This is a genomic window from Salibacter sp. (assembly GCF_031581065.1).
GTDB lineage: Bacteria > Bacteroidota > Bacteroidia > Flavobacteriales_G > Salibacteraceae > Salibacter.
The window spans coordinates 1-9,595 of sequence record NZ_JAVLBN010000063.1 but is presented as its reverse complement, the minus strand read 5'-3'; the positions used below and the strand labels follow the sequence as shown (position 1 = coordinate 9,595).

The following is a 9,595-nucleotide window of genomic DNA, read 5'->3' as shown; positions in this document are numbered from 1 at the left end:
TTAAGCTCCCTAAGTCAGCTATTTAACTTTTAACGAATAGCCTTTTAATACCGAAAAGTCTATCATTTTTCGGTATTGATACACCTCCCTAGTCTCGGCTCAATTTAAGAGTCAACTCTTTTTCATCGGACAGGTGTTGATACCAAAAATGGTATAAAGTCCACAAAAGCCAAAAACACTTGTGATGATGAATGCTGCAGCTAAAACAAGCATTATAACTCCCTCTACTCCGGGTAAGTCCTGAGCAAAGTACACAAACAAAAAAACGGCTGCCAGCACTAATCGCACTACAGTATCAAAACTTCCCATATTCTTTTTCATAAGTATCATTTAAGTTATTACAGCCTTAAAGTTATAAAGATTAAGGAAATTACTTGATTTTTTCGATTTAACTTTTTTTCAATTATTACGTCAGTATTATAGAATGATATTCAGCCTAACAGATGATCTAACTAATCCCATTATCAAAAATTCTCTTTTATAACTATGCATATTTACCTTATATTGTTCTCTAAAATGAGCGGTAAATGTTTAAATGTCAAATTGAAATAAGGCTTTCAATCGCACTCATGATGATGGTCAGCTTGGTTGGACACCTGAGTGCGCAGGTAGATGAAAAAAATGTTTCAACGGAGCGAAAGGTTGAATGGATGATCCAGTCTCTTAAAGATGGAGAAAATCAAATCTTTGATAATAAAATATGGTGTTACCTCCGTTTTAGCAAAGTACCATCAGCAGAAACAAAGTCTCAACTCAAGTCAAAAGGAATAGATCTGTATCAATACGAACCAAATTTGAAGTGGTTTGCATCTCTACCAACAAACATCACTGCTAAAAGTCTTGTTTCTAATGGTGTAAGAAAACTTTACATTAATCCTAAAGATCGTAAGTGTGATCATTTCATATCATCAGGTAACCTCCCTGGTTACATCGAATCAAAAAAAGATATCGAAGCTGTAGCTGTTGTTGCTGCAAGTGATCAATTTGATCAACTTTTGGAGAGACTCAAACAGGAAGACATCAAAATCAATGACCTATTTAAGCCACTTGGTTTCGTGAAATTATCAGGTTCATTATCAAGCCTTAAAGCAATTTCAAAAATACCTTTTGTTATTTATGTTGAACTTACAGACCCTCCAGAAGTTTTAGAGTTTGAAGATGAAATATCACTTACAAGAGGCACTTTCATCAACGGCTATTACAACCCTAACCAACTAAATGGAGAAGGAGTTAACATTGCTGTTAATGAAGGAGGCACCGTAGATTCTTCAAATAGTGTAGATTTCAAAAACAGGCTTGACAGGTCTCTTGAATCAGGGAATACAAGTGGGCATAAGACAGGAGTTGGACTGCGAATGGCCTCTGCCGGCAATATTAATCCTCAAAATAGAGGAATGGCATGGGGAGCAACTCTACATTCAGGTGGTATAAATTTCACAAATGCAGCACAGGGAAACATCAACATCGTGAATAATTCATTTGGGTATGGTTGCATCTCAGGGTCAGCAACATACAATTTTGCAGCCGCAACTAATGATTTCCTGGTCAGAACCAACAATAATTTCATGATCACATATTCGTGTGGTAACATTGGAGGTTCAAACTGTAACAGTTATGGAGCCGGCCCAGGATGGGGCAGTATTACGGGTTTGACCAAATCTGCTAAAAACATATTTGCTGTTGGAGCGATGAACACCAATGATCAACTAACGGGTTTTAGTAGCCGAGGTCCTGCGATGGACGGGCGCATATTACCTGACATTACAGCAGCAGGCCCGGGAGGCACTTCTTTTGCTAGCCCTAATCTGGCTGGTGTATATGCTTTACTCACTGAAGCGTATCGCAATGAAAACAATGGTTCATGGCCAAATTCCGGCTTGATAAAAGCAATTATCCTCAATAGTCCTGATGATATTGAAAACCCCGGACCAGATTATACTTCTGGTTTTGGGAGGATAAATGCTTCACGAGCACTTGAGGTGATCGAAAATAACCAGTTTCTCACAGATAACATCAGCAATAACGGTACTAAGAATCATGCTATTAGTGTTCCGGGCGGAGTAAGCCAATTGAAGGTTAGCCTATACTGGACAGATCGTGAGGCTACTCCGGGTATAACGGGAAAAACACTTGTTAATGATCTAGATCTTCGAATTCAGAAACCTAACGGTAGCTGGATTAATCCGTGGATTTTGAACCCCACTGCTAATCCTGATAGCCTTAACAAACACGCTATTAGAGGCATTGATACTTTAAATAATATTGAATTAGTGACAATTGAAAACCCCTCACCAGGTAGCTACTCGGCTGAAGTAGCAGGAACCCTTGTGCCATACGGCCCACAGCAATACAACATCGTTTACAGCTTCGTTTACGACTCCATAAAAATTATATATCCACACGGTGGAGAACAATTAGTTCCCGGAGAAAACAGGAGAATAAGATGGGATGCATATGACAGTACGGGTACATTCAACATTGAATTTTCATCTGATAGCGGTGTATCATGGCAACAAATTGCAAGTGGCATTCCCGGGAGTTCTCGTTCATTCACATGGACTATTCCCAATAATATTTCAGGCGACTGCATAGTGAAGGTTTCAAGAGGAAACTTAAGCGATGTGAGTAATAAAAGATTTACGATCGCTCAGCCTCCTCAAGGTTTAGACTTGATTTGGAGATGCGCTGATTCTGCTATGATCTCCTGGGATAGTGTTCCCGGTGCATTGGGGTATAGAGTGTACAAACTAGGAAATAAGTTCATGGATACACTGGCCTTTACTAACGATATAAATTATAAGTTATACAATCTATCATTCCAGGACGATGAATGGGTAAGTGTGCAAACGGTACTACCTGATAGCGGGTCGAGCAGGCGAGCTATTTCAATTTCCATCCCGCCAACAAATCTCAATTGCATTCCATATGACATATCCCTTGAGCAAGTATTAACTCCAGATAAAGGCTTTTATCCAACTTGTTTAGCATCTGATTCAATTGAAGTTAAAGTTCAATTAAAAAATACCGGAGTAAATAGTGTTTCATTTATCCCTCTTGCCTACCAGTTCAATGGAGGTCCAATCATCAGGGATACAGCTTTTACTTCACTTAATTCAGTAGATGAAAATGTCTTCACATTTTTCAATAATAGCTTGCAATTACAAAACGGATCAAATTTTCTTAAAGCCTGGATAGAGTTTACGGCAGATGGAAATCCATCAAACGATACTATTACAAAAACAATTACAGTTTACAACAGCGGTATCAACGCAACAATACCCTACACTCAAAACTTTGATAATTTCATAAATTGCAGTACTGCATGGGGGTGTGCATCAGTTAGTTGTAATTTAACACAGGGCTGGTATAATATTCCTAATTCTTCAGAAAATGACAGCATAGACTGGCGCACTCATAGTGGAGGAACGGGTAGTGGGAATACAGGTCCTTCTTCAGATCACACAACCGGAAACGGGCGTTACCTCTACTTAGAGGGAAGTGGAAACGGTGGAAGCGGATGTAAAAATAAAACAGCTATGGCCAATAGCCCTTGTTTTGATCTTGCAGGCACTAATAATCCAACACTATCGTATTGGTATCACGCCTATGGAAGCAGCATAGGATCTCTACATATCGATGTTTTTACACAGGGAAAATGGCATTTAAATATAGCTACACCAGTGGTTGGGCCACAAGGTAACCAATGGATACAACAACAAGTATCTCTAAATCAGTTTATAGGTGAAAATGTGATCATTCGTTTTAGAGGCGAAACTGGAAATGGTTACACTGGCGATTTAGCCATTGATGATATCAACTTAACCTCTCTACCAAACGCAAAATTTAAAACAGCTTACGATACATTTTGCCTTGGTCAACAAATCAATCTTCAAAATCTTAGCACCTACAGCAACACATACAGTTGGACTGTTTCTCCCGGTACTTATACGTACACTTTTGGAAATAACAATAGTCAGAACCCAATTATCACAGCTAACGATACCGGCTGGTATGACATTCAGTTAATTAGTACTAATGTTTTTGGAAATGATACACATTTTGTACAAAATGCATTCTATGTTACTGACGTTACTTCAACTATCACTTCTGATTCTCCCGATAACACATATTGCTCAAACGATACAGCTACCTTTACAGCATTAGGATACGCATCAAATTACAAATTTTACTACAACTCTTCACTAGTGCAGGACAGTCCTTCCCAAACCTGGTCAACAACAGGGTTATCTGATGGTGACTCCGTTCAGGTTCAGGGGCAAATCAACGCAACTTGTAGCTTTTTGAGTCCTAAGGTTTATGTTTCAGTCAAAACCGACTTAAATGGAGTTCAACTCACCACTAATGATTCAGATCTAACTATTTGCGAAGGAGACACAGTAATAATAGAAACCCAGCAAGGTTTGTCTAACTACAATTTTTACACGAATGGCTCGCTAACAAAATCCGGATCTGACCATTACCTCCAAACTGATCAGCTCAATGATGGTGATATAATTTATTGTGAAGTTCAGGACTCTGCAGGGTGTTTTGGAATAACAGACTCACTTATTTGGTCAGTAAATGCTATTCCTCAACAACCCACAATTTCGAATATTGGTAATGATAGTCTTAAAGCTTCAACTTCAGCTTCAACATATAGTTGGTGGCTGGATCTGCAACTTTTAAATCAAACTGGGCAGAGTATTTTAGCTGATGCTAATGGGAACTATGAAGTGATGGCAATTAATATGGGCTGTGAATCTAAAATTTCATCGCCTTTTGCATTTCAGTCTTCAGGTAACAATGAATTCAAGGATGAAAATATTAAAATTTACCCTAATCCAACTCGCGATCATTTTTATGTTTTGATTGAAGAAGAAGGGTTCAATAACTTAATCATTACAAACAATACCGGTAAAGAAATAAAAAGAGAAGTTGTTGCCAGAGGTCTCAACAGGATAATGGTCAAACGATTAGCTTCTGGAACTTACTATGTCAAGCTTTTGGGTTTCAATAAGAGTTTAATCTATCAACTTATTGTAATGTAAAACCTCAATTAACTGCAGGATATAATTTAGATGAATGTTTTGCAATTATGGGAGAATAGAACTTTGTGTTCTTAGTAATAGGTAGCATTTTACTATATTTACGCATTAATCACATTCAATAATTAGCTATGTCAATTTTCAACAAGGTCAAATGGATTCTCGCTATTTTGGTAGTCTTTGTATTGATTGTAGCTACTAACCTCATCGATAAACGAAACTTTAAGAGTATTAGAGACTCTATTGTAACGATTTACGAAGATAGGCTAATAGCCAAGGATATCATTTACGAGATTTCAACCTCTATTCAAAAAAAGGAAATTGCACTGTTAACTGGTGATTCAGCTTTTTATTCATCACAAAACAACATTACAAATGGCGAAATAAAAACTCAAATAAAGCGATACGAGCAAACTAAACTGACGAGCGAAGAGAGCAAAATCTTTCTCGAGCTAAGGGAAAACATTGAGAGATTAATCGATTCTGAAATGAGTAATAGCTCTGAGGAAGAAGTTTTACAAAAAATTGAGCATGTTAAAAGGAATTTATCATCTCTCTCAGAAATTCAGCTCGATGAAGGAAAAAGGCAATTAATGCTCAGCAAACGAGCTATTGATTCAATTGAGTTGTTTACCGATATTGAGATTTATATCCTCATTTCACTGGCTATTCTAATTCAAATAATTGTTCTTTATCAACCTAAGCGAAATAAGGAAGAAGAGTCTAACTCGTAATTGGCTAACTCCTCACAATTGTAAGCTCAAAACGCATCGGGGCAAGCTGGTTCTGAACATCATTGATTACTGAGGTGCCATGTTCACAAATGAGTTGGGTCACATTCACAATCCGCTCCTGAAAAATACCGTTAGGTGAAATCTCCGCTTTAAGATCATCGATGCGCTGCATGAGCACGTCATTGTTGCGTTTCTCGGCTCGCAAAAGCTTCTTTTCCAAATTGTTGATATAATGTAAATGTTTGACTTCAGCCGCTTCTGCACTGTCGCGCAAGGTAGGATCGGCTTGTTGCATGCGCTCTCTAATACGGTCGAAAATAGTACTCAAATCCTGTCGCTCGCGCTGAAAGCTCAATATCTCGCGCGTTGCCTGTTTCACCACTTTTTTAGCCAGATCGTGATAAGGCTGAAAAACCTCAAAAGTTTCCAGTTTTAATTGGCGCTGCTTCTTTTGCGCTCTTTCGTTCAGAACCAGAACCGAGTTTCGCAATAAAACCATCGGATAAAAAACGTCATAGGCCTCAAAAGCACGTTTCAGCTCAAGCCAATAAGCCACCTCAGCTCCACCGCCAATGTAAGCGAGATTGGGCAAAATGGTTTCCTGATACATCGGTCGCAAAGCCACGTTCGGACTAAACCGCTCGGGGTGATTTTCCAATTCATCGAGAATCTCATCCTTTGAAAAACTAATCTCAGTATTCAGAACCGTAAATTGATCGCCTTTAGGTACAATGCGCTCTCGCAAGCCATTTTTGAGGTAAAACAAGTTGATTTCACGCGGAGTAACCTGTTTTTTGTATCCCAGTTTTTCGAGATCTGAGGCTGTTTCTTCGATCAGCGAATTGGCTTTTTGCTCCAGAATATCACGTTTCATGACCGGGATAAAAGCTCGCTTTAAATCTGCATCATCGCCATCAACAATTACGAGTCCGCTTTCGCCAAACAATGTATCAACAATGTGATGCGTAGCCTGGGCTACCGTTGGTTTTTCGTAAGCTTCTTCGAGTATTTTGTACCAGTCAGATCCTGCATTGAGCCTACTCGTATCCTTTTTTAATGTTTCGAGTACATCAGCAATACCATCAGTGCTGAAGCGACCAACAGCTCCCTTTTCATTGCTCAGCCAGGAGTATTTTTTCCCGAATACAGTGGTGTGATTCACTTCTTCAAAGTCGTGATCTTCACTCGCCATCCAGTAAACAGGTACAAAGTTGTAATCGGGATATTTTTTTTTGAGTTGGTTCGTGAGGTTAATGGTGCTCAAAATTTTCCAAATGAAGTAGAGCGGACCAGTAAATAAGTTGAGCTGATGCCCGGTAACCACGGTGAAGGTATTGTTATCACTAAGGAGACGGATGTTTGCTAAAGCAGGGCTCTGACCGTGACCCGCTTCTTTGTATTGTTTTTCCAGTGAGGTTGCCAGCAATTTGCGGTTGACACTTGCCGACTTACGCTCCTCAATCAGTTTTTCAAATGACTCAATTTCAGGTTTATACTGATAGAAATTGGAAAGAGACTCTTTTTGATCGAGGTAATCACGAGTAAGTTGATTCAACATTCCCGCGACATCGTAGCGAATACATTCACTGGTCATATTAGTTGTCCGTGTTTCGTTTATTATTGACTGTCAGCGAGCGAGTTAATAAAGTCTAATGTTTTCACTCCCAACAATTCAATTGAGCAAAATTAATAGAATTAAGCAGCTTCGCCTTTTAGCGGAATGTATTAACGCGCATTTAAGAAGATGGTTTTGATGTATGCTGGAACAGTAAATTTAGCAATACGACAATCGCTCATAAGATCATTCATTCTTACTACTTGCTTCTGATCAAGATTCATATATGAAAATCTATAGGTTTACATGTTCTAAAACCCTGATAAAGTAACTTGTTACTGATCTCTCATTTTACCTAATGCAGATTTCAATGTTGCCTTCATTTTGTCAACGGCTTCATCGAGTGCAATTTCCTTGGAGCTGTTTTTACTGTCAACAAACATGGGTTTCATTCCTTCAACTCTCGCCTCAATTTTACACAGAATGTCATCATCACCTCCTTTTGCTGCATTTTCATCAGAGAGATGTATTTCAACCCGGGTTATTCTATCGTCAAAGTGCTTTAACTCGTGATTGATTTTTTCTGAAACTCCTTTTTGCAGTGCTTCTGTTCCCTGAATATTCTTGTCTGTATTGAGTTGAATTTTCATAATTTTTTCTTTTGATATTTAACTTATCTCTGTTTTAAAATCTTACCAAATCGACTAAATCTGAGATCGTTTATTAATTCTCGTCCAAGATAAGAATTCTAAAAGTGCTCAAGTGTTTTTGTGTTTTGATTGTTTTTCGTTTCTCGCTAAGGCGCTAAGCCGCAAAGTTTTTTCTTTTCTCGCTAAGACGCTAAGCCGCAAAGTTTTTTCTTTTCTCGCTAAGGCGCCAAGTCGCAGAGGCTTCTCCTGTTTCTCGCTAAGGCGCTAAGTCGCAGAGCTTTTCTATATAGAATACTAACTTTCAAATCACCCAACATGCAGAAGCTATTTTCCCTTTGCGCCTCCGCGGCTTTGCGTGATAACTCCTCACCTTTGCGCCTCCGCGGCTTCGCGTGAGAACTCCCCATCTTTGCGACTTTGCGACTCTGCGTGAAACTATCCCCATCTTTGCGACTTTGCGACTTCGCGTGATAACTCCTCACCTTTGCGACTTTGCGACTTCGCGTGAGATAATTACCCCTGAACCTTTGCGACTCCGCGACTTTGCGTGAGACACCACCATCAGGACATAAATTCATCACAAATTATTAGCTATTCTAGAAACTCCGTGTTTGATCAACGCTTCATTGAAGTTTACCAACAATCCAAGTTTCAGGCCTGTAAGTTTCAAATAAGTCAACAATTGTTTCTGATGAACAGGTACTATCATTTCTACAGACTTTATCTCAATGATTACTTTATTTTCAACTATCAGATCCGCCCGAAAACCCTGATTCATTTCAATATCTTTCCAAATTACAGGGATAGCTTGTTGCCGTGAAACCTGAAGTCCCTGCCCGAGAAGTTCATAGGTCAGAATTTCCTCATAAACAGATTCAAAGAGTCCAGGGCCAAGTTCTACATGAATATTATAGCAGGTATCAACTATTATTTTTGATATCTCGTTTTCAGTCATTTTGCTTCTATTCATCGGTATAGGATTGAGTTTAAATTGTTTTCTAATTGACTATATTATTTCTAGCTAGACGCCAAGTCGCAGAGACATCTTCTGTTTCTCGCAAAGACGCCAAGTCGCAGAGACATCTTCTGTTTCTCGCAAAGACGCCAAGTCGCAGAGACATCTTCTGTTTCTCGCTAAGGCGCCAAGTCGCAGAGACATCTTCGTTTCTCGCAAAGACGCTAAGACGCAGAGGCTTCTCCTGTTTCTCGCTAAGGCGCTAAGTCGCAGAGACATCTCCTGTTTCTCGCTAAGACGCTAAGTCGCAGAGTTTTCCCATATATAAAATACTGATTTTCAACTCCTATGCAGGTGCTATTTTTTCTTTGCGACTCCGTGACTTTGCGATTTTATATTTATTGAAAAAAATAGTTAAAATCAAGAGTTGTTCTGCACTCTTACTGTTATTATTTCTTATAAAATGTAGCCTTTCATAAATCTAACGCAATATGTTTAGATCGTACTATTGCTTTAAGCCTGCAAAAGAACATATTTCATTATTTCTAACTCTAAAACTCACTACTTCTCGACCTCAAACCTTAACCTCTCCAATAAACTTTAAATATTAACCCTTAAACTTTATTTAAAATATAATTAATTTTATTTAATTTTGC

General features: G+C 38.7%; 6 protein-coding genes. 2 read left to right on the top strand and 4 right to left on the bottom strand.

Going from position 1 to position 9,595, the window contains the following annotated elements:
• Nucleotides 1-111: 111 nt before the first annotated feature.
• Nucleotides 112-321, bottom strand: coding sequence for a DUF2892 domain-containing protein (locus RI557_RS10800; RefSeq protein ID WP_310667445.1), 210 nt, complete (start codon nucleotides 319-321; stop codon nucleotides 112-114).
• Between the two features lie 206 nt (nucleotides 322-527).
• Between RI557_RS10800 and RI557_RS10795 the strand changes: the two genes are divergently transcribed.
• Together RI557_RS10795 and RI557_RS10790 are read left to right on the top strand one after the other, a co-directional pair.
• Nucleotides 528-5,048 (top strand): S8 family serine peptidase, encoded by a 4,521-nt coding sequence (locus RI557_RS10795; protein WP_310683728.1) that lies wholly within the window; start codon nucleotides 528-530, stop codon nucleotides 5,046-5,048.
• 128 nt (nucleotides 5,049-5,176) lie between these two features.
• Entirely contained in the window at nucleotides 5,177-5,779 is a 603-nt protein-coding gene (locus RI557_RS10790) for an MCP four helix bundle domain-containing protein (RefSeq protein WP_310683726.1), read from the top strand.
• Between the two features lie 4 nt (nucleotides 5,780-5,783).
• Here the strand turns inward: RI557_RS10790 and bshC are convergent, their stop codons facing one another.
• From bshC to RI557_RS10775, 3 genes are all read right to left on the bottom strand, one after another.
• Entirely contained in the window at nucleotides 5,784-7,373 is a 1,590-nt protein-coding gene (bshC, locus tag RI557_RS10785; RefSeq protein WP_310683725.1) for a bacillithiol biosynthesis cysteine-adding enzyme BshC, read from the bottom strand.
• Nucleotides 7,374-7,669: 296 nt separating this feature from the next.
• Nucleotides 7,670-7,984 carry an HPF/RaiA family ribosome-associated protein gene (locus RI557_RS10780; RefSeq protein ID WP_310683724.1) on the bottom strand — a complete coding sequence of 105 codons (315 nt, stop codon included), beginning with the start codon at nucleotides 7,982-7,984 and terminating at the stop codon, nucleotides 7,670-7,672.
• A 577-nt stretch (nucleotides 7,985-8,561) separates the two neighbouring features.
• Complete coding sequence (locus tag RI557_RS10775) at nucleotides 8,562-8,939, bottom strand: GxxExxY protein (RefSeq protein ID WP_310683730.1); 378 nt, start codon at nucleotides 8,937-8,939, stop codon at nucleotides 8,562-8,564.
• Nucleotides 8,940-9,595: the final 656 nt, after the last annotated feature.

Coding starts and splice junctions, on each gene's coding strand:
- RI557_RS10800 (WP_310667445.1), bottom strand. CDS start 321: ATGAAAAAGAATATGGGAAGTTTTGATACTGTAGTGCGATTAGTGCTG.
- RI557_RS10795 (WP_310683728.1), top strand. CDS start 528: ATGTTTAAATGTCAAATTGAAATAAGGCTTTCAATCGCACTCATGATG.
- RI557_RS10790 (WP_310683726.1), top strand. CDS start 5,177: ATGTCAATTTTCAACAAGGTCAAATGGATTCTCGCTATTTTGGTAGTC.
- bshC (WP_310683725.1), bottom strand. CDS start 7,373: ATGACCAGTGAATGTATTCGCTACGATGTCGCGGGAATGTTGAATCAA.
- RI557_RS10780 (WP_310683724.1), bottom strand. CDS start 7,984: ATGAAAATTCAACTCAATACAGACAAGAATATTCAGGGAACAGAAGCA.
- RI557_RS10775 (WP_310683730.1), bottom strand. CDS start 8,939: ATGACTGAAAACGAGATATCAAAAATAATAGTTGATACCTGCTATAAT.